Annotated in this window: 25 protein-coding genes and 1 riboswitch; of the genes, 19 read left to right on the forward strand and 6 right to left on the reverse strand. The window is 39.0% G+C overall.

Annotated features, from left to right (window positions below; all coding sequences use genetic code 11):
* Positions 1 to 2 precede the first annotated feature (2 nt).
* From rpsE to truA, 18 genes are all read left to right on the forward strand, one after another.
* Positions 3 to 503: a 30S ribosomal protein S5 gene (rpsE, locus tag MKZ30_RS00755; RefSeq protein WP_002356219.1), complete on the forward strand. Its 501-nt coding sequence runs from the start codon at positions 3 to 5 to the stop codon at positions 501 to 503.
* 14 nt (positions 504 to 517) lie between these two features.
* The gene (gene rpmD / locus MKZ30_RS00760) at positions 518 to 697 is read left to right on the forward strand and encodes a 50S ribosomal protein L30 (protein ID WP_002356220.1); all 180 of its coding nucleotides are present in this window, start codon (positions 518 to 520) and stop codon (positions 695 to 697) included.
* A 47-nt stretch (positions 698 to 744) separates the two neighbouring features.
* Entirely contained in the window at positions 745 to 1,185 is a 441-nt protein-coding gene (gene rplO / locus MKZ30_RS00765; RefSeq protein ID WP_002356221.1) for a 50S ribosomal protein L15, read from the forward strand.
* Positions 1,186 to 2,484, forward strand: a complete 1,299-nt coding sequence (secY, locus tag MKZ30_RS00770) for a preprotein translocase subunit SecY (RefSeq protein ID WP_002383860.1) — start codon at positions 1,186 to 1,188, stop codon at positions 2,482 to 2,484.
* An 86-nt stretch (positions 2,485 to 2,570) separates the two neighbouring features.
* Positions 2,571 to 3,221 (forward strand): adenylate kinase, encoded by a 651-nt coding sequence (locus MKZ30_RS00775; RefSeq protein ID WP_002356223.1) that lies wholly within the window; start codon positions 2,571 to 2,573, stop codon positions 3,219 to 3,221.
* A 210-nt stretch (positions 3,222 to 3,431) separates the two neighbouring features.
* The gene (gene infA, locus MKZ30_RS00780; protein WP_002356224.1) at positions 3,432 to 3,650 is read left to right on the forward strand and encodes a translation initiation factor IF-1; all 219 of its coding nucleotides are present in this window, start codon (positions 3,432 to 3,434) and stop codon (positions 3,648 to 3,650) included.
* A 32-nt stretch (positions 3,651 to 3,682) separates the two neighbouring features.
* A complete protein-coding gene (rpmJ, locus tag MKZ30_RS00785; RefSeq protein ID WP_002288710.1) occupies positions 3,683 to 3,799 on the forward strand; it encodes a 50S ribosomal protein L36 in 117 nt (38 codons plus the stop codon).
* A gap of 19 nt (positions 3,800 to 3,818) precedes the next feature.
* On the forward strand, positions 3,819 to 4,184 hold the full coding sequence (gene rpsM / locus MKZ30_RS00790; RefSeq protein ID WP_002356225.1) for a 30S ribosomal protein S13: 366 nt from the start codon (positions 3,819 to 3,821) through the stop codon (positions 4,182 to 4,184).
* A gap of 27 nt (positions 4,185 to 4,211) precedes the next feature.
* Entirely contained in the window at positions 4,212 to 4,601 is a 390-nt protein-coding gene (gene rpsK / locus MKZ30_RS00795) for a 30S ribosomal protein S11 (protein ID WP_002356226.1), read from the forward strand.
* An 80-nt stretch (positions 4,602 to 4,681) separates the two neighbouring features.
* Positions 4,682 to 5,620 carry a DNA-directed RNA polymerase subunit alpha gene (locus MKZ30_RS00800; RefSeq protein WP_002356227.1) on the forward strand — a complete coding sequence of 313 codons (939 nt, stop codon included), beginning with the start codon at positions 4,682 to 4,684 and terminating at the stop codon, positions 5,618 to 5,620.
* Between the two features lie 73 nt (positions 5,621 to 5,693).
* On the forward strand, positions 5,694 to 6,077 hold the full coding sequence (rplQ, locus tag MKZ30_RS00805; protein WP_002356228.1) for a 50S ribosomal protein L17: 384 nt from the start codon (positions 5,694 to 5,696) through the stop codon (positions 6,075 to 6,077).
* A 45-nt stretch (positions 6,078 to 6,122) separates the two neighbouring features.
* Complete coding sequence (locus MKZ30_RS13335; RefSeq protein WP_033600597.1) at positions 6,123 to 6,326, forward strand: hypothetical protein; 204 nt, start codon at positions 6,123 to 6,125, stop codon at positions 6,324 to 6,326.
* A 26-nt stretch (positions 6,327 to 6,352) separates the two neighbouring features.
* On the forward strand, positions 6,353 to 7,552 hold the full coding sequence (locus MKZ30_RS00810) for a DUF819 family protein (RefSeq protein WP_002356229.1): 1,200 nt from the start codon (positions 6,353 to 6,355) through the stop codon (positions 7,550 to 7,552).
* 15 nt (positions 7,553 to 7,567) lie between these two features.
* Complete coding sequence (locus MKZ30_RS00815) at positions 7,568 to 8,743, forward strand: amidohydrolase (RefSeq protein ID WP_033600596.1); 1,176 nt, start codon at positions 7,568 to 7,570, stop codon at positions 8,741 to 8,743.
* A gap of 201 nt (positions 8,744 to 8,944) precedes the next feature.
* Positions 8,945 to 9,784: an energy-coupling factor ABC transporter ATP-binding protein gene (locus MKZ30_RS00820; RefSeq protein ID WP_002359354.1), complete on the forward strand. Its 840-nt coding sequence runs from the start codon at positions 8,945 to 8,947 to the stop codon at positions 9,782 to 9,784.
* Positions 9,760 to 10,629 (forward strand): energy-coupling factor ABC transporter ATP-binding protein, encoded by an 870-nt coding sequence (locus tag MKZ30_RS00825; protein WP_002381364.1) that lies wholly within the window; start codon positions 9,760 to 9,762, stop codon positions 10,627 to 10,629. Before MKZ30_RS00820 ends, MKZ30_RS00825 begins: the two co-directional genes overlap by 25 nt.
* Positions 10,626 to 11,423, forward strand: a complete 798-nt coding sequence (locus MKZ30_RS00830) for an energy-coupling factor transporter transmembrane component T family protein (RefSeq protein ID WP_002373841.1) — start codon at positions 10,626 to 10,628, stop codon at positions 11,421 to 11,423. Before MKZ30_RS00825 ends, MKZ30_RS00830 begins: the two co-directional genes overlap by 4 nt.
* A gap of 18 nt (positions 11,424 to 11,441) precedes the next feature.
* On the forward strand, positions 11,442 to 12,191 hold the full coding sequence (truA, locus tag MKZ30_RS00835; protein ID WP_033600595.1) for a tRNA pseudouridine(38-40) synthase TruA: 750 nt from the start codon (positions 11,442 to 11,444) through the stop codon (positions 12,189 to 12,191).
* Positions 12,192 to 12,241: 50 nt separating this feature from the next.
* On the opposite strand, the gene MKZ30_RS00840 is transcribed toward truA, so the two are convergent.
* The 3 genes from MKZ30_RS00840 to MKZ30_RS00850 all read right to left on the reverse strand — a co-directional run bounded on the left by MKZ30_RS00840 (position 12,242) and on the right by MKZ30_RS00850 (position 14,622).
* Positions 12,242 to 12,553 carry a heavy metal-binding domain-containing protein gene (locus MKZ30_RS00840; RefSeq protein ID WP_002381365.1) on the reverse strand — a complete coding sequence of 104 codons (312 nt, stop codon included), beginning with the start codon at positions 12,551 to 12,553 and terminating at the stop codon, positions 12,242 to 12,244.
* 131 nt (positions 12,554 to 12,684) lie between these two features.
* Complete coding sequence (gene brnQ, locus MKZ30_RS00845) at positions 12,685 to 14,040, reverse strand: branched-chain amino acid transport system II carrier protein (RefSeq protein ID WP_033600594.1); 1,356 nt, start codon at positions 14,038 to 14,040, stop codon at positions 12,685 to 12,687.
* A gap of 90 nt (positions 14,041 to 14,130) precedes the next feature.
* Positions 14,131 to 14,622, reverse strand: a complete 492-nt coding sequence (locus tag MKZ30_RS00850) for a GNAT family N-acetyltransferase (RefSeq protein ID WP_033600593.1) — start codon at positions 14,620 to 14,622, stop codon at positions 14,131 to 14,133.
* A gap of 173 nt (positions 14,623 to 14,795) precedes the next feature.
* On the opposite strand from MKZ30_RS00850, the gene MKZ30_RS00855 reads away from it, so the two are divergent.
* Positions 14,796 to 15,380 (forward strand): LOG family protein, encoded by a 585-nt coding sequence (locus tag MKZ30_RS00855; protein ID WP_033600592.1) that lies wholly within the window; start codon positions 14,796 to 14,798, stop codon positions 15,378 to 15,380.
* Positions 15,381 to 15,424: 44 nt separating this feature from the next.
* Here MKZ30_RS00855 and MKZ30_RS00860 read toward each other — a convergent pair whose 3' ends face one another.
* From MKZ30_RS00860 to MKZ30_RS00870, 3 genes are all read right to left on the reverse strand, one after another.
* Positions 15,425 to 16,165: an amino acid ABC transporter ATP-binding protein gene (locus tag MKZ30_RS00860; RefSeq protein WP_002376401.1), complete on the reverse strand. Its 741-nt coding sequence runs from the start codon at positions 16,163 to 16,165 to the stop codon at positions 15,425 to 15,427.
* An 11-nt stretch (positions 16,166 to 16,176) separates the two neighbouring features.
* The gene (locus MKZ30_RS00865) at positions 16,177 to 17,760 is read right to left on the reverse strand and encodes an ABC transporter substrate-binding protein/permease (RefSeq protein ID WP_002381368.1); all 1,584 of its coding nucleotides are present in this window, start codon (positions 17,758 to 17,760) and stop codon (positions 16,177 to 16,179) included.
* A gap of 194 nt (positions 17,761 to 17,954) precedes the next feature.
* Positions 17,955 to 18,129, reverse strand: a riboswitch (Lysine riboswitch).
* Between the two features lie 189 nt (positions 18,130 to 18,318).
* Positions 18,319 to 18,615, reverse strand: coding sequence for a hypothetical protein (locus tag MKZ30_RS00870; RefSeq protein WP_002356244.1), 297 nt, complete (start codon positions 18,613 to 18,615; stop codon positions 18,319 to 18,321).
* Between the last annotated feature and the right edge of the window lie 44 nt (positions 18,616 to 18,659).

The following is an 18,659-nucleotide window of genomic DNA, read 5'->3' on the forward strand; positions in this document are numbered from 1 at the left end:
TCATGGTTTATATTGATCCAAAACATTTGGAATTAGAAGACCGCGTTGTAGCGATCAACCGTGTAACAAAAGTTGTTAAAGGTGGACGTCGTTTACGTTTCGCAGCTTTAGTTGTTGTCGGTGACAAAAACGGACACGTTGGTTTCGGTACTGGTAAAGCACAAGAAGTACCTGAAGCTATCCGTAAAGCAATCGAAGACGCGAAGAAAAACTTAGTTGAAGTGCCTATGGTTGGTTCTACTATCCCGCACGAAGTAATTGGCGTATTCGGTGGCGGCCGTATCCTTATGAAACCTGCAGTAGAAGGTTCTGGGGTAGCTGCTGGTGGACCAGTTCGTGCCGTATTGGAATTAGCTGGTGTAGCAGATATTACATCTAAATCACTAGGTTCAAACACACCTATTAACGTTGTTCGCGCAACTGTTGAAGGTCTAAAACAATTAAAACGTGCCGAAGAAGTGGCAGCACTTCGCGGTAAATCTGTAGAAGAAATTATCGGTTAAGGAGGACAAAAATAATGGCTGAATTAAAAATTACTTTAAAACGCAGTGTTATCGGACGTCCTCAAAACCAACGTGCTACAGTTAAAGCGTTAGGTTTAGGTAAAGTGAATAGTACTGTTACAAAACCTGCCAATGAAGCAATCAAAGGTATGGTTAACACTATTTCACATTTAGTGGACGTAGAAGAAGTTTAAGATTTATAGATTTGTAATAGAAGATTGCTTAAGGAGGTGCCAAACCTATGAAACTTCATGAATTAAAACCTGCTGAGGGCTCACGCCAAGTACGTAACCGTGTTGGACGTGGTACTTCATCTGGTAATGGTAAAACAGCTGGCCGTGGACAAAAAGGGCAAAAAGCCCGTTCAGGCGGTGGTGTTCGTTTAGGATTTGAAGGGGGTCAAACTCCATTATTCCGTCGTTTACCAAAACGTGGGTTTACAAACATCAATCGTAAAGATTACGCTGTTGTGAACTTAGATACTTTAAACCGTTTTGAAGATGGAACAGAAGTAACTCCTGTTGTCCTAAAAGAAGCAGGAATCGTTAAAAACGAAAAAGCGGGAATCAAAGTTCTTGCAGATGGTGAGTTAACGAAAAAATTAACTGTGAAAGCAGCTAAATTCTCGAAATCAGCACAAGAAGCTATCGAAGCTGCTGGTGGTTCAATCGAGGTGATCTAATTGTTCAAGCTATTAAAGAACGCCTTTAAAGTCAAAGACATTAGATCAAAAATCTTATTTACAGTTTTAATCTTGTTTGTATTTCGCCTAGGTGCGCACATTACTGTGCCCGGGGTGAATGCAAAGGGATTGTCTGATTTAAGTAGCTTACCCTTTTTGAATATGTTGAATATGGTGAGTGGTAGTGCCATGCAAAACTTCTCTATCTTCTCGATGGGGGTTTCGCCATACATTACAGCCTCTATTATTATTCAACTATTGCAAATGGATATTGTACCTAGATTTGTAGAATGGTCAAAACAAGGGGAAGTTGGGCGTAAGAAATTAAATCAAGCAACAAGATATCTAACGATTGTCTTGGGTGTGGCTCAGTCAATGGGGATCACTGCTGGTTTTAATAGCTTAAGTCAAACTGGGATTGTCAACAATCCAACCTTAGGTACCTTTGTGATGATTGCAGTTATTTTAACTGCTGGGACGATGTTTGTGACTTGGATGGGTGAACAAATTACAGAAAAAGGAATCGGAAATGGTGTTTCAATGATTATCTTTGCCGGGATTATTTCTCGTTTGCCAGGAGCAGTCAAAGAAATCTATGAAGATTACTTCGTCAATATCGAGCCTTCTCGCATTTGGCAATCTGTTATTTTCATTGCAATCTTAGTTATTGCTATTTTGGTGATTGTTACAGTCGTAACGTTCTTCCAACAAGCAGAACGTAAGATTCCAATCCAATATACAAAACGTGTTTCTGGTGCACCAACAAGTAGTTATTTACCGTTAAAAGTAAATGCTGCTGGGGTTATTCCAGTTATCTTTGCCAGCTCGTTAATTGCAACACCAAATGCCATTTTACAAGCTTTCTCATCAAAATTCGCTGGTGAAAATTGGTATGACATTATGACAAAAATCTTCAGTTATAACACAGTTCCAGGGGCAATCATCTATACTGTCCTAATCGTTGCGTTTACGTTCTTCTATGCATTTGTTCAAGTAAACCCTGAGAAATTAGCGGAAAACTTACAAAAACAAGGAAGCTACATTCCAAGCGTGCGACCAGGTAAAGGTACAGAAGAATATGTATCTGGCGTGTTAATGAGATTAAGTGTTGTCGGCTCAATTTTCCTAGGACTTGTTGCTTTACTTCCAATCATTGCGCAAATGGTTTGGAACTTACCTCAATCAATCGGTTTAGGTGGAACAAGTTTACTAATCGTTATCGGGGTTGCATTAGAAACAACGAAACAATTAGAAGGATTAATGATGAAACGTCAATATGTCGGCTTTATCAATAAGTAAGAATCGAGTGTTGAGGTTTTACCTCAGCACCATTCTCACATATGGCTAGCTTCATAAGCCGGTCTTTAAAATTAGGAGGAGAATATATGAACCTCATTTTAATGGGATTACCTGGAGCAGGTAAAGGCACCCAAGCAGAAAAAATCATTGATACGTATGGCATTCCACATATTTCTACTGGAGATATGTTCCGTGCAGCAATGAAAAATGAAACTGCCTTGGGCCTAGAAGCGAAATCTTATATCGATAAAGGTGAACTGGTTCCTGACGAAGTAACAAACGGAATTGTTAAAGAACGCCTTGCTGAACCAGACACAGACAAAGGATTCCTATTAGATGGTTTCCCACGTACACTGGATCAAGCAAAAGCATTAGATACAATGCTTAAAGAATTAAACAAAAAAATTGATGCTGTCATTGACATCCATGTAGAAGAAGATGTATTAATCGAGCGTTTAGCTGGACGATTCATCTGTCGCACATGTGGCGCAACGTATCATAAATTATTCAACCCGCCAAAAGTTGAAGGCACTTGTGATCGCTGTGGCGGACATGAATTCTACCAAAGAGAAGATGATAAGCCCGAAACGGTTAAAAATCGTTTGGCAGTCAACATTGAAAGTAGCGCACCAATCTTGGCTTTCTATAAAGAACAAGGCTTGATGCATACAATCGATGGCAATCGCGAAATCGATACTGTTTTTTCTGATGTGAAAAAAATCATTGACGAAAACTAATTTCCAATTGCCCGCAGTTTAACCCTGTTGTTGTATTCAGTTTCTCTTGCCAAAACATAACTAAATATGGTAGAATATATCAGTCCGACTTCTACAGTTTTGTGACATCAAAATGAATAACGAAGTTAGTTGAGAATTTCTAGGTGGGAGCTGGAGTTTCCGCCGTTTTATCGTGTGAAAACGCGAAACAAGTACAAGGAGGTACTGTGCGTGGCAAAAGAAGATATGATTGAAGTCGAAGGTACAGTCGTCGAAACTTTGCCGAATGCAATGTTTAAAGTCGAACTAGAAAATGGACACCAAGTTCTTGCTACTGTTTCAGGTAAAATCCGTATGCACTACATCCGTATCTTACCTGGTGACAAAGTAACAGTTGAATTATCACCGTATGATTTAACGCGTGGCCGTATTACTTATCGCTTTAAATAATTGTACTCCGTAAAACCACAGGAGGTATTATCATGAAAGTAAGACCATCAGTAAAACCAATGTGTGAACATTGTAAAGTAATTCGCCGTAAAGGACGTGTTATGGTTATTTGCCCAGCAAATCCAAAACATAAACAACGTCAAGGATAATTAGGAGGTGTAACGAATAATGGCTCGTATTGCAGGAGTAGACATCCCTCGTGACAAACGTGTAGTAGTTTCTCTTACTTACATTTATGGTATTGGTAACACTACAGCTAAAAAAGTTTTAGCAAACGTTGGCGTATCTGAAGATGTTCGTGTACGTGATTTAACAAACGAACAAACAGATGCGATTCGTGCGGAAATTGATAAGTTAAAAGTTGAAGGGGATCTTCGTCGTGAAGTGAACTTAAACATCAAACGCTTGATGGAAATCGGTTCATACCGTGGAATCCGTCACCGTCGTGGATTACCAACTCGTGGACAAAACACGAAAAATAATGCACGTACTCGTAAAGGCCCTACTAAAACAGTAGCAGGCAAGAAAAAATAATTCCTAAGTGAAGGAGGTTAGAACTTCATGGCAGCAAAAAAAGTTAGTCGTAAACGCCGTGTCAAAAAGAATATAGAATCAGGTGTAGCACATATCCATTCTACATTCAACAATACAATCGTAATGATTACTGATACACATGGTAATGCATTAGCATGGTCATCAGCAGGATCATTAGGCTTTAAAGGAAGCAAAAAATCAACTCCTTTTGCCGCTCAAATGGCTGCAGAAGCCGCAACTAAAGTGGCAATGGAACATGGACTTAAAACTGTAGACGTAACAGTTAAAGGACCTGGTTCTGGACGTGAAGCAGCAATTCGTTCATTACAAGCAACAGGTTTAGAAGTGACTGCAATTCGTGACGTGACTCCAGTTCCTCATAATGGATGCCGCCCTCCAAAACGCCGTCGTGTTTAATGAGCGCCACTCATTCTGAGTTTGAATTAGGAACGTCATTGAACAAGACACTTTTCGTTTTGAAAGGGGTATAGATAAGAATGATTGAATTTGAAAAACCAAGAATCGAAAAAATTGATGAAAATAGAGATTATGGTAAGTTCGTCGTTGAACCATTAGAACGCGGTTACGGAACTACTTTAGGTAACTCTCTACGTCGTATTTTATTGTCTTCTTTACCAGGAGCTGCAATTACGAATATTCAAATCGATGGTGTTTTACACGAATTCTCAACCATTCCAGGTGTACGAGAAGACGTAACACAAATTATTTTGAATATTAAAGGCTTAGCATTGAAATTATATGCTGAAGAAGAGAAAACCCTTGAGATCGATATTACAGGACCCGCTACCGTGACTGCCGGCGATATTATCGTGGACAGTGATGTTGAGATCCTAAATAAAGATTTAGTTATCTGTAGTGTTGCTGAAGGAGCTACTTTCCATGCTCGCTTAACAGTGAAACCTGGTCGTGGCTATGTTCAAGCAGACGAAAACAAAAAAGAAGATATGCCAATCGGTGTACTTCCAGTTGATTCCATCTACACACCCGTTCGTCGTGTTAACTACCAAGTAGAAAATACACGTGTTGGTCGTCGTGATGATTTCGACAAATTAACAATGGAAATATGGACAGATGGTTCAATCATTCCTCAAGAAGCACTAAGTTTAGCTGCGAAAATCATGACTGAGCATTTAGATATCTTTGTAAACCTTACTGACGAAGCGAAAAACGCTGAAATCATGGTGGAAAAAGAAGAAACTCAAAAAGAGAAAATGCTAGAAATGACGATTGAAGAACTTGATTTATCAGTTCGTTCATATAACTGTTTAAAACGTGCAGGCATTAATACTGTACAAGAACTTACAAACAAATCTGAACCAGAAATGATCAAAGTACGTAATTTAGGTCGTAAATCTCTTGAAGAAGTAAAACTTAAATTGCATGATCTAGGATTAGGATTACGTAAGGACGATTAAGACTTTTACGAAGTTTCCAGTCCTGCTTAACAGCAGTGGCTCGTGAGAACAGAAACGAAGGAGGGAACCCAACGTGAGTTACCGTAAATTAGGACGCACATCAAGCCAACGTAAAGCTATGCTACGTGATATTACAACTGATTTAATCATCAACGAACGCATCGTAACTACTGAAGCTCGTGCGAAAGAAGTACGTTCAACTGTAGAAAAAATGATTACTTTAGGTAAACGTGGAGATCTTCATGCACGTCGTCAAGCAGCTACTTTCGTTCGTAATGAAGTTGCTAGTGTTCGTGAAGAAGATGAGTCTATCGTTGTTGAATCAGCTTTACAAAAGCTATTTAACGATTTAGGACCTCGTTTCGCGGAACGCCAAGGTGGTTACACTCGTATCTTGAAGACAGAACCAAGACGCGGCGATGCAGCACCAATGGTAGTTATCGAATTTGTTAAATAATTAATAAACCGATCACTTTATAGATGTTTCTTTTAGAGTGTTATGATGTTGGAGGCGACTCCGAGTCTAGCTCTGCTTTCCCTGCTAAAGATGGCTTTAGCAGGGGAGCACTCATCATATAAAGGTGATTTTTTTTTGCTTTGGGAAAACGCTGTTTTCTCAAAGCTTTTTTGTTTCTTAAAAGCATTGCGGAAGCTTTTGCGGTTTGTTATACTGGTTATTAATCGGAATTTTCAGATAATTAAATAATCTGAGTTAGTAGAAGGGGGAATTATATGTCGCAAATGTTTGCTTTTTCGTTGCTGATGGTTATTTTATACATTGGTGATGTAGTTTCTATCAAAACAAAAGCTTGGATTCCATCTGTTTTTGTTTGTGGTGTTTTATTTATTCTTGGTTATTGGACTATTTTTCCACAAAATATTGTGGAAGTGGCAGGGATTCCTACAGTGGTTGCCACTTTATTAATGTATCTGTTGATTACTAATATGGGCACTCTGCTCTCTGTTAAAGAATTGGTTAATCAATGGAAAACGATTGTGATTGCTTTGTCAGGTATTCTGGGGATTATTGCCTTGTTATTAGCTGTAGGGACTTTTGTTTTTGACTTAAAAACAGTTTTAGTTGCAATCCCGCCGTTAGTAGGAGGTTTAGTTTCTTCATTAGTAATGTCAGAAGCGGCTCAATCAGCTGGTTTAGCCTCACTTTCAGTTTTGGCAATTTTAATTTATGTCATTCAAGGGTTTGCAGGTTATCCCTTAACTTCAATTGTTCTAAAAAAAGAAGGAAAGCGGAAGCTTCAAGAATATCGAGCAGGGACATGGCAGCCAGTTCATGAACAAGAGGGGCAAGAAACAGGAGCAGAACCAGATGTGCCTAAACTATTTGAAAAAGTACCCAAACGATACCATACAGATTATTCACGAATTTTACGTTTAGCCTTAGTTGCCACACTTGCTTATTATGTTTCTGTGTGGACGGCACCGTTTGTGACGATTAGTCCTTTTGTGCTGTGTTTATGTTTTGGCGTGATTGCAACGTCTTTAGGCTTTTTAGAAAAGCAACCATTACAGAAAGCAAATAGCTTTGGTTTTGCGATTTTAGGGTTAATGCTTTTTGTCTTTGATGGCTTAAAACAAGCCACACCTGAAATGTTGATGGATTTATTTTTACCAATGATTGGGATTATTGTGATTGGTGTTATCGGGATGTACATCTTTTCAGCAATTGTTGGTCGTGTATTAGGTGTGAGTAAAGAGATGGCATTCGCTGTTTCGTTGACAGCTTTATATGGCTTTCCAGCCGATTATATTATTACGAATGAAGTGATTCAATCATTGACAGAAGATGAACAAGAACAGGCGGCTTTAACGAGCCATTTAATGCCACCGATGTTAGTGGCAGGTTTCGTAACAGTCACCATTGTTTCGGTTATTTTAGCGGGTATTTTTTCAAGTATTTTATTAAGTTTGTAGAAACGGGGCGTAAGTATGAAAAAAATCAAAGCACTAGTCAAGCAGCATGCACAAGAAATGATTGCTTTTCGACGGGATTTACACCAACATCCAGAATTACAATTTGAAGAATTTCGAACGACAGAAAAAGTCGCGGCAGTTCTTGATCAATTAGGAATTACTTATCGCAAAACAGAACCGACGGGTTTAATTGTTGAAATTGTGGGCGGCAAACCAGGCCGAGTGGTTGCGCTGCGGGCGGATATGGATGCCTTACCTGTACAGGAATTAAATGAAGATTTAGCTTATAAATCTTTAGAAGCTGGCAAGATGCATGCATGTGGGCATGATTCCCATACCGCGATGTTAGTAACAGCAGCTAAAGTATTAAAAGAAATCCAAGAAGAACTTCAGGGAACAGTAAGGTTAATTTTTCAACCATCTGAAGAAAATGCGCAAGGTGCTAAAGCAATGGTTGCGCAAGGCGCAATGACCGGTGTTGATGATGTATTTGGCTTACATATCTGGTCACAAATGCCTGTAGGAACCGCTTCGTGTCGAGTGGGCTCAAGTTTCGCATCCGCAGATATTTTTTCTGTTGATTTTAAAGGCCGTGGTGGCCATGGTGCCATGCCAAACGCTTGTATTGATGCGGCAGTCATAGCTTCTTCTTTCGTGATGAATCTGCAAACGATTGTTTCTCGGGAGACAGATCCTTTAGATCCAGTAGTTGTCACGATTGGACGGATGGATGTGGGGACCCGTTTTAATGTGATTGCTGAGAATGCACGTTTAGAAGGAACGGTTCGTTGCTTTAGTGTAGCAACGCGTAATCGAGTAGAACAGGCGCTGCAACGCTATGCGGAAAAAACAGCCGCTATTTACGGTGGGACGGTTTCGTTAGATTATCAATATGGGACGTTGCCAGTGATTAATGATGAGCAAGATGCCTTGTTTGCTCAAACACTAATTAAGGAAAATTTTGGTGAAGCGGCCTTAAGACAAGAAGAGCCGACAACCGGTGGTGAAGACTTCAGTTATTATACTGAACATGCTTCTGGTTGTTTTGCCTTAGTGGGAAGTGGTAATCCAGAGAAAGATACGGAATGGGCACATCACCATGGTCGTTTCAATATTGATGAAGATGCGATGGCAATGGGTGCTGAGTTATATGCCCAATATGCGTTTGAATATTTGAAGACGCATTTTTAAAAGAAAATCAGTAACTTCTTGTTTTATGAGAACAAGAAGTTATTTTTATGAAAAATAGACCTGTCAAGACAGATAAGAGCTCCCATAATGACCGTTCTTTTGGTATAATAAAAAATAGTGTGAAGAATCAGAACAGATGATTGAAAAAACGCTACTTTTTTGGTAGTGTTAGAAAGAATAAATAGATTGAGGGAGTACGCGATGCAACCAATCATTGAACTAAATAATATCCAATTTAATTATCAACCAGAAGATGCTTCTCCCGCTTTAAAAGATGTGTCTTTTTCCATTCAACAAGGCGAATGGGTCGCTATTATTGGCCATAATGGTTCTGGTAAATCAACGTTAGCCAAAACGATCAATGGGCTGTTACTGCCAGCTGCTGGGACTATCAAAGTTGGCGGCAAAGAATTAAATGAAGCAAACGTCTGGGATATCCGGCGTATGGTAGGAATGGTTTTTCAGAATCCAGATAACCAATTTGTCGGTTCAACAGTCGAAGACGATGTGGCTTTTGGTTTAGAAAATCAAGGTATTCCGCGTGATGAAATGGTCGAACGTGTTCACGATGCATTAGAACGGGTTCGTATGTTAGATTTTGCCAAGCGAGAACCTGCTCGGCTATCTGGCGGCCAAAAACAACGAGTAGCTATCGCTGGTGTGGTTGCTTTGCGACCAGATATTATTATTTTAGACGAAGCGACAAGTATGTTAGATCCAGAAGGTCGTGCAGAAGTGATTGCTACCATTCAAAAGATTAAAGAAGAAAGCAATTTAACAGTTATTTCTATTACCCACGATATTGATGAAGCGGCTAATGCGAATCGTATTTTAGTGATGCGCCAAGGACAATTGACAAACGAAGGAACACCAGAAAAGATTTTTTCTGCAGGAGAAGCGCTTGTTGAAATGGGCTTGGATTTACCGTTTCCTGAAAAATTAAAAGTAGCTTTGAAAGAGCGTGGCGTTGTTGTGCCAACGAATTATTTAACAGAAGAAGGGATGGTGGATTGGTTATGGACATCCGTTTTAAACAAGTAGATTTTACTTACCAACCCAATACTCCTTTTGAGCAACGGGCATTATTCGATATTAATTTAACGATTCAAGACGGCTCTTATACAGCGATTGTCGGACATACTGGCAGTGGCAAATCAACGTTATTACAACATTTGAATGCTTTGGTGAAACCAACTAAAGGCCAAGTGACAATTGGAGAGCGTGTGATTACGCCAGAAACTGATAATAAGAATTTAAAACCAATTCGTAAAAAAGTTGGGATCGTTTTTCAATTTCCAGAAGCACAATTGTTTGAAGAAACAGTGGAGCGAGACATCGCTTTCGGACCGAAAAATTTTGGTGTTTCAGACGAAGAAGCGAAAAAGTTAGCTAAGAAAATGCTTGATTTAGTCGGCTTAGATGAAAAATACTTACAACATTCTCCGTTTGAGTTATCAGGTGGCCAAATGCGCCGTGTCGCAATTGCTGGTGTGCTAGCGATGGAACCAGAAGTCTTAGTATTAGACGAACCGACCGCTGGTTTGGATCCTAAGGGTCGTAAAGAAATGATGGAGATGTTTAGTCGTCTGCATAAGGAACATAATATGACCATCGTTTTAGTGACACATTTGATGGATGACGTGGCTAATTACGCAGATCATGTGATTGTTTTAGAAAAAGGACAAATCGTCCGAGCGGGAGCACCACAAGAAGTGTTTCAAGAGACACAATGGCTGAAAGAAAAACAATTAGGCGTGCCAACTGCAGCCGAATTTGCTGAAAAATTAGTGGCAAAAGGCTTTTCTTTTGAGCAATTACCATTAACGGCCGATCAATTAGCCGATCAGCTTCTGAAAAAAATGCAGGAAGCAGGTGAGGCAAAATGATGAATAAATTGATTTTTGGGCGTTATATTCCAGGCGATTCTTTTATCCATCGTTTAGATCCGCGTGCAAAATTATTAGCTAGTTTTTATTTTATTGGAATTATCTTTTTAGCAAATAATTGGCAGAGTTATGTTTTAATAGCAGCCTTTACTGCTTTTGCTATTTCATTATCAAAAATCAGCGCCCGCTTCTTTATCCGCGGTGTTCGGCCATTATTATGGCTAATTCTGTTTACTGTGGCTCTTCAAACCTTGTTTACACAAGGGGGAGAGGTGTACTTTCAGTGGGGAATTATTTCCATTACCCAGTTTGGTGTGACGAATGGGCTATTTATTTTCTGTCGTTTTGTTTTAATTATTTTCATGTCAACGTTATTAACTTTAACGACGGCACCATTAGAGTTATCAGATGCGATTGAATATTTGTTACGCCCACTTCGTGTGGTGAAATTTCCAGTTCATGAAGTTTCATTGATGTTATCAATTGCCTTACGTTTTGTCCCAACATTAATGGATGAAACGGAAAAGATTATGAATGCCCAACGTGCCCGTGGTGTTGATTTTGGTGAAGGAAACTTACTTCAAAAAATGAAAGCTATTGTTCCACTTTTGATTCCGCTTTTCGTAAGTAGTTTTAATCGTGCGGAAGACTTAGCGACTGCCATGGAAGCAAGAGGTTATCAAGGCGGTGAAGGACGGACGAAATACCGCATTCTTCATTGGCACCTACGAGATACAATAGTAATGTTTGGCTTTGTCTTGTTAACCATTGGCTTATTTGTATTAAGAACTTAGAAAAGGTGAAGAAAAATTATGCCCCGCTATAAAGCAATCATTGCCTATGATGGCACTCATTTTCATGGCTTTCAAAAGCAGCCTAATGAGCGTACCGTTCAAGAAGAAATAGAAAAAACGTTAGCACGCATGAATAACGGACGCTCCGTGACGGTTTTTGGTTCAGGACGAACAGATGCAGGTGTTCATGCAATAGGCCAAGTGATTCACTTTGATTATCCGCAGGAACGTCCGTTGGAAAAAATGCGCTTTGCGTTAGACACACAAACACCCGAAGACATTGCTGTGCGAAGCGTGGAACGTGTTTCAGAAGACTTTCATGCACGTTATCACGTGATCGAAAAAACCTATCAATTTAAAGTGGACATTGGCAAACCACGAAGTCCATTTCGACGTTTTTATGCCAGTTATTTTCCGTATCCCATTGATCTCGAAAAAATCCAACAAGCTTTACCTGATTTATTAGGTACCCATGATTTTACCTCTTTCTGTGCCTCAGGAAGTTCGGTAGAAGATAAAGTCCGAACTATTCATGAAGCCAGTGTTCATGTCAATGAAACGGGGGATGAATTAACATTCACTTTTCGGGGCGATGGTTTCTTGTACAAAATGATTCGGATTTTAGTTGGTACGCTATTGAAAATCGGCAATGGGCGGCTGGAACCAACCGCGATTCCAGCAATTATCGCAGCCAAAGATCGAAATTTAGCAGGTCCGACTGCTCATCCAGAAGGATTGTATTTAGCAGAAGTGAAATATGAAAACTAAAAAGACGTAGACCTTACAAGAAAAGGTCTGCGTCTTTTTAGTTGCAAAATTTAGATGTATTTAACAGCTGTTCCGTAAGCCACGACAGATTGCATGTCTGTGCCAATTGTGCCAGAATCAAAACGCATCATCACAACGGCATCTGCACCTAATTTAGAGGCTTCTGCTTTTAAACGTTCGATTGCTTGGTCGCGTGCTTCTCGTTGCATATCAGTGTAACCTTTGATTTCACCGCCAACTACGCTTTTTAGTCCAGCACCTAAATCTTTAAACATATTTTTAGAACGTGTGGTTAACCCGAAAACTTCTCCAATAATTTCATATTCTTGACCGCTAATTCTCTCGGTTGTTGTAACTAACATGGGCAATTTCCTCCAGTACTTGTTGGTAACTTCAATTTACCATAGTCAAGAGTTTGGTACAACGAATATACATGAAAACGACACTAGAAAAGATGCGCTTCCGCATTTTTCTAGTGCCGTTTTAGTAATAATTAATCAATAATAGGATCTTTTTTAGAAATCATGACCCAAACCCAACTAATTAGAAAAGCAACCGTTGCTGGAACGACCCAGCCCATGCCAATAGTGAACAATGGTAAGTATTGGCCGGCTTTTTCTAAAAGCGTTGTTACAAACGCCGTATCTTTGATAAAGGTAGGCGCGCTATTTAATGCATCTAAAACAGCAGCAATCAATGTGATATAGGTCGTTGCTTGATAGACTTCCCGTCGATGTTTGAAAATAGGACTGATGATTACCAAAAGCATTAAAGTAATCGCCAATGGATAAAGGAACATCAAGACTGGAACGGCAAATTGAATGATGTTGGTTAAGCCGACATTTGCAAAAATAGCTGGTAAAATAACAACAATTGCCAAGAATTTTTGATAGGAAACTTTCGGAAACATTTCTTCAAAAGTCTCAGAAAAGGCTGTGCTTAAGCCGATACCAGTTTTTAAACAAGCAAGAACTACGATAAAAGCCAGTAAAATACTCCCTGGTAGGCCTAAATAGTAATTAGCAATTTGGGCTAAGGCAATCCCGCCGTTTTCACTGATTGGAAAAGCCCCGATACTCATTGTTCCCATATAAGCAAGTAAGGTATAGATAATCCCCATCAATACAACACTGAAAGCACCTGATTTAATCATTCCTTTAGCGATATCTCCTGGTTTTTCGACGCCCATATTTCGTAAAGTGGAAACGACAACAATCCCAAAAGCTAATGAAGCTAAAGCATCCAACGTATTATAACCTTCTGTAAATCCTTTAAAAAAAGGACTTGAAATATAATTTTCACCAACAGCGGCACTGGCCACATGACCTAATGGTTTTACAAAGGCTAAAACAATCAAAATTCCTAGCAATGCTAAAAATAACGGATTTAAAAATTTACCCACATAATCTAAGATTTTACTTGGCTTTCTAGAGAAGAGCCAAACTGCTAAGAAAAATAATGCGGAAAAACCAGCAAGAACCAGCCATTGCAAGTCTTTAGGAACAAATGGTGCAAGACCAATCTCAAAAGAAGTAGTTGCTAACCTTGGTAAAGCAAAGAAAGGACCAATCGTTAAATATAATAGTAAGGTAAAAATAAGAGCATAACGACGATTAATCCGAGAAGCTAAGTCAAAAACACCTGAACTTTTAGAAACACCCATAGCAATGACACCAAGAAAAGGTAAGCCAATTCCAGTAGCTAAGAAGCCCAAGTTTGCTAAAAAGACGGAAGCCCCCGCTTCTTGTCCCATATGTACAGGGAAAATTAAATTTCCAGCACCGAAAAACAAACCGAATAACATTGAACCAACGTATAGATAATCACGCCAAACTAACTTTTTTTGCATAGATTCACACTCCTTAATATTGTCTTATTATTTAAAATAACAGAAGAAGAAACAGAGAGCAACCAGTTTTTATAGAAAACATTGGTTTTCTTATTTTTCTATGAAATAAGCATACTGATAATCATCACAATAGTGTCCATTTATATAAAATTCTTCTTTAAAATGTGCTTCCTGCACAAAACCATGTTTTTTATAGAATCGAATGGCTTCTTGATTGGTAGCCATTACTCGCAAACTCAGCTTATGAATCCCGCTTATCTGGGCCATCTCTTTGACATACGACAACAAAGAACCACCAATCCCTTGGCCTTGGAAATCTGGCGAAACGCCAATACTTAGTAGCCATTGTTTTTGATGAGCTGCTAACGAAGTGGGCGGATGGACTTCAATAAATCCAGCGAGTTGTTGTCCGCTGATGGCAACAAAAATCGTTTCATCTTTCATTTTTTCTTGATATGCCGCAAGCGAGAGTGGTTGTATCTCGGCAGGGGTATTCTTTTTTGTCCAAATGATTTGGTCCAAGGCATGTAATGCGGGCCAATCGGCTTCGGCAACTAAGCGAATAGTGAGTGAGGTAGACAAGATAATAGGGCTCCTTTTTCTGAAATTTTAAAATATAAAAAGACTATAGCATTTATTGTCTGAAAATTCAAATACTTTTAAAACGAAAAGAAAAATGGCTGCACCTTTTCGAGAAAATCAAAATATGCTACCATAGCTACCAGAGGATAGATGGTAAAAAAGAATCTATCTAAATGGAGGGTATGTTTGTGAAAAAAATGGCAGTATATTGTGGCGCCAGTCTGGGGAATGAGCCAATCTATCAGCAAGCTGCAGTAGCGTTAGCCGCTTGGATGAAAGAAAATCACTATGATCTAGTTTATGGCGGTGGCAATGTTGGTCTAATGGGTACGGTGGCTGACACGCTTTTAGCAGAAGGTGGAGAGGTAATTGGTGTTATGCCCACTTTTTTAATGGAGCGGGAGATTGCACATAATAGCATTACAAAGATGCATACAGTTAGCGATATGCATGCGCGTAAGAAAAAGATGATGGAATTGGCAGATGTATATTTAGCTTTACCCGGTGGGCCCGGCACGCTAGAAGAAATTAGCGAGGTGATCTCTTGGGGCCGAGTCGGTGAACATATGAATCCTTGTATTTTATACAACGTGAATGGTTACTATGATTTATTAGCTGCTTTTTTTGATAAAATGGTAGAAACTAGTTTCTTAACAGAAGCGGATCGAGCTAAAATTTTCATTTCAGATTCCTTAGAAGAAATTGGTGCATTTATTGATTCCTATGAACCGCCAATGATTCGTCAATACAAAAAATAACAAAAGAGGCAGTCACTCTAACCAGAATGACTGCCTCTTTTTTACTAGTTTTTCGTTAAAATCCGATGTAAGAACTCTTTTGTCCGAGCTTCTTTTGGATGGATAAAAATATCTTCAGCGGTCCCTTCTTCGGCAATGACACCTTTATCCATGAAAATAACACGATCGGATACGTCCCGCGCAAATTCCATTTCATGTGTTACAATCACCATTGTTAGCCCTGTATGGGCAAGATTTTTCATCGTTTTTAGCACTTCGCCAACCATTTCAGGATCCAATGCAGAAGTTGGTTCATCGAAAAGTAAAACATCTGGATCCATTGATAATGCTCGAGCAATGGCTACCCGTTGCTTTTGTCCACCAGACAATTGAGCAGGTTTGGCATCAATAAAACGAGCCATGCCAACTTTTTCTAAATTTTCTAAGGCAATTTTTTTGGCTTCTTCTTTGTTTCTTTTTAGGACAGTCATCTGACCAGAAGTACAGTTTTCTAAGACATTCATGTTATTAAATAAATTGAATGATTGGAAAACCATACCTAAATGGGTCCGATATTTGGGCAAACTATAACCACGTTCTAAAACATTTTTACCATTATAGATGATTTTGCCATCTGTTGGTTTTTCTAACAAATTAATACAACGTAATAACGTTGATTTACCAGAACCAGAAGAACCGATAATGGTGACAACTTCTCCTTTATTGACGTTCATATTGATATCTTTTAATACTTCGTTTTCGCCAAAGCTTTTTCGTAAATGTTCAATTTCAATAATTGCACTCATCTGTTTGCCTCCTAGCTTTCTTTTCCTTCTTCAGTTAATTCTTCTACTTTAACGTAAGCAGAAGGGCCATCCATTTTACGTTCCACAACACGTAAGATTCGTGTGATCACAAAAGTCATTACCAAGTACATGATGCCGACAATTGTAAAGGTTTGGAAGAACTGGAAGTTTGCGCCAGAAGCAGCATTCCCTTGGAAGAATAAATCTGCAACACCGATAACACTTAACACGGCCGTATCTTTGATATTAATGACAAATTCATTCCCTGTTGCAGGTAAAATATTACGTAATACTTGGGGAATAACGACTTTACGCATTGTTTGTCCATGGGTCATCCCAATCGCTTGTGCTGCCTCGAATTGTCCTTTATCTACTGCGAAAATACCTCCGCGAACAATTTCAGACATATAGGCACCAGTATTCACAGAAACGATAAATAGTGCGGCCACTGTTCGGTCTAAAGAGATGCCAAAAGCTAGAGCTAAACCATAGAAAATAACCATTGCTTGAACCATCATTGGTGTACCACGGAAAACTTCAATATAAATAGAAAGAATTAAATTTCCTAATTTTTGGAAGAAACGAGCGACTGGGTTTTCAGAATCTGGAATTGTACGGAAAACACCAATTAGTAAACCAAGGGTTGTTCCGACAACTGTCCCAATTAACGCGATAAATAGCGTTAAACCAGCACCACGTAAAAACATGTCGCCATATTGATTCCAAATATTTTTGAAATCGTTAATAAGTCCTGTTTTTTGTTCATCACTATCTGTTGCTGCAGGTTGATCCTTGATTGCTTGGTCCATAATTTTTGTCCGTTCATCTTGAGAAATACCTGCTAAAATTTTGTTTACTTTTTCAATGTCTGGATCGCCTTTACGCATGCCGACTGCTACTTGTGAGTCTTCAGCGCTAGCATCAAAGCCATTTTCTTTTGGAAATTCTAACATTTTTAATTCTTTATTGACACTAGTTGCTGTTATGCCTTCAGGGCGTTCACTAACATACCCGTCAATCATGCCAGAAGCAAGTGCTGTTCGCATAGCTGAAAAGTTATCCATTGCTTGCTGTTTATTGACATTTGGAATTTGATCAATTAATCCGTAGTGGAATGTATTTAGTTGAGCTGTAATTTTAGCATCAGCTAAATCTTTCAAGCTTTTTGCATTAGCGTATTTGCCATCTTTTTTTACAATTACGACAAATTGTGATTCATAATAAGGGTTTGTAAAAGCAATTTCTTTTTTTCGTTCAGCGGTTGGACTCATTCCGGCGATAATGGCATCAATTTTTCCAGATTGTAAGGCGGGCGCCAAGCCGTCCCATTTAGTTTGGACAATTACTAATTTACGACCTAAACCATCGGCAATTTTTTTAGAAATTTGAACATCATAACCGCCTGCATAAGAGTTGCCTTGAATAGGCACTGCGCCATGTGCATCATTTTTCTGTGACCAGTTAAAAGGGGCGTAGCCAGCTTCCATGCCGACACGAAATTCACCATTTTCCTCCGCCGAAGCGTTGGTTGTCATGCCAAGTAACGAAAATAGCGTGACAAGTAGTAGACTGAATGAAAAAACTTTTTTGTTCATCTTTTTCTCTCCTTTAAATTTCTTGTCTGATTGATCGTTTTGTCTTTTTTCAATCAACAAGCTTTGATAATCAGCTGAGCAAAAGCGATTCTGTCTTTTTAAAGGAGAATACTTCTGTCACAACCTATTTTTGAATACAAAAAAACAACCAAACAGATGTAAGGTTGCTAGGTAATGTCGAAAAAAATTCCTCAACGAAACATAGCACAACTTAGCATCACTACTAAGACAGTCCGCAAGCTCTTAACTTACGTCCCAACACACAACAGAAGAGGCTCCGTTATGCATTTCGGCGATTGATCCTAAACTTGCTTCCCAGTGTCCTCTCACTCCACAAGCGTAATAAAAATCGCGACCTCTACCTCTTTTTTGAGGCACTATTCAGTTATTAAATTCAGTTATTAATTTTAGGATAAATCCAGAAGAAAGTCAATATGTTCCAGCAAAGGAATTTATCAAGAGGACACAAACACCATGAAATTAGCGTAACATTTTCCCTACGAAATAGAAACTAATACGAAAAAAGCAACCATTCCTAAAGGAACAGTTGCTTTTTACTTAAGCTTTGACAGCTTTTGGTTCACGACCTAAAATAGCTTGAAGAACAGTCAATACACCTAAAGAAGCTAAAATTGTATAAATTAGACTTGAGTAAGTTAAGATACCGAAATCCCAAGTTTTGTAAACTAATAAAACAATTGCTAAGGCGATAATAGCGATAACGTTGAAGAACGCAAAAGCCCAAAGATTTCCGTTTTCTTTACGAGAAAGATAAAAAACAGAGAACCAAATGCTTAAAACGCCCCAAGCGATGCAGGCAATAATTGCAGCCCAATAAATAATAAATGCGACCATTGTTGTTTCACCTCACTTTTACTCATGCATATTTTACCACGAGT

Source organism: Enterococcus sp. LX10, from assembly GCF_023539285.1.
GTDB classification, from domain to species: Bacteria; Bacillota; Bacilli; order Lactobacillales; family Enterococcaceae; genus Enterococcus; species Enterococcus faecalis.

Bases quoted from the DNA above. Each gene is read 5' to 3' on its own strand.
- rpsE (WP_002356219.1), top strand. From the start codon at position 3: ATGGTTTATATTGATCCAAAACATTTGGAATTAGAAGACCGCGTTGTA.
- rpmD (WP_002356220.1), top strand. From the start codon at position 518: ATGGCTGAATTAAAAATTACTTTAAAACGCAGTGTTATCGGACGTCCT.
- rplO (WP_002356221.1), top strand. From the start codon at position 745: ATGAAACTTCATGAATTAAAACCTGCTGAGGGCTCACGCCAAGTACGT.
- MKZ30_RS00775 (WP_002356223.1), top strand. From the start codon at position 2,571: ATGAACCTCATTTTAATGGGATTACCTGGAGCAGGTAAAGGCACCCAA.
- rpmJ (WP_002288710.1), top strand. From the start codon at position 3,683: ATGAAAGTAAGACCATCAGTAAAACCAATGTGTGAACATTGTAAAGTA.
- rpsM (WP_002356225.1), top strand. From the start codon at position 3,819: ATGGCTCGTATTGCAGGAGTAGACATCCCTCGTGACAAACGTGTAGTA.
- rpsK (WP_002356226.1), top strand. From the start codon at position 4,212: ATGGCAGCAAAAAAAGTTAGTCGTAAACGCCGTGTCAAAAAGAATATA.
- MKZ30_RS00800 (WP_002356227.1), top strand. From the start codon at position 4,682: ATGATTGAATTTGAAAAACCAAGAATCGAAAAAATTGATGAAAATAGA.
- MKZ30_RS13335 (WP_033600597.1), top strand. From the start codon at position 6,123: ATGTTGGAGGCGACTCCGAGTCTAGCTCTGCTTTCCCTGCTAAAGATG.
- MKZ30_RS00810 (WP_002356229.1), top strand. From the start codon at position 6,353: ATGTCGCAAATGTTTGCTTTTTCGTTGCTGATGGTTATTTTATACATT.
- MKZ30_RS00815 (WP_033600596.1), top strand. From the start codon at position 7,568: ATGAAAAAAATCAAAGCACTAGTCAAGCAGCATGCACAAGAAATGATT.
- MKZ30_RS00820 (WP_002359354.1), top strand. From the start codon at position 8,945: ATGCAACCAATCATTGAACTAAATAATATCCAATTTAATTATCAACCA.
- MKZ30_RS00825 (WP_002381364.1), top strand. From the start codon at position 9,760: ATGGACATCCGTTTTAAACAAGTAGATTTTACTTACCAACCCAATACT.
- MKZ30_RS00830 (WP_002373841.1), top strand. From the start codon at position 10,626: ATGATGAATAAATTGATTTTTGGGCGTTATATTCCAGGCGATTCTTTT.
- truA (WP_033600595.1), top strand. From the start codon at position 11,442: ATGCCCCGCTATAAAGCAATCATTGCCTATGATGGCACTCATTTTCAT.
- MKZ30_RS00840 (WP_002381365.1), bottom strand. From the start codon at position 12,553: ATGTTAGTTACAACAACCGAGAGAATTAGCGGTCAAGAATATGAAATT.
- brnQ (WP_033600594.1), bottom strand. From the start codon at position 14,040: ATGCAAAAAAAGTTAGTTTGGCGTGATTATCTATACGTTGGTTCAATG.
- MKZ30_RS00855 (WP_033600592.1), top strand. From the start codon at position 14,796: ATGGAGGGTATGTTTGTGAAAAAAATGGCAGTATATTGTGGCGCCAGT.
- MKZ30_RS00860 (WP_002376401.1), bottom strand. From the start codon at position 16,165: ATGAGTGCAATTATTGAAATTGAACATTTACGAAAAAGCTTTGGCGAA.
- MKZ30_RS00865 (WP_002381368.1), bottom strand. From the start codon at position 17,760: ATGAACAAAAAAGTTTTTTCATTCAGTCTACTACTTGTCACGCTATTT.
- MKZ30_RS00870 (WP_002356244.1), bottom strand. From the start codon at position 18,615: ATGGTCGCATTTATTATTTATTGGGCTGCAATTATTGCCTGCATCGCT.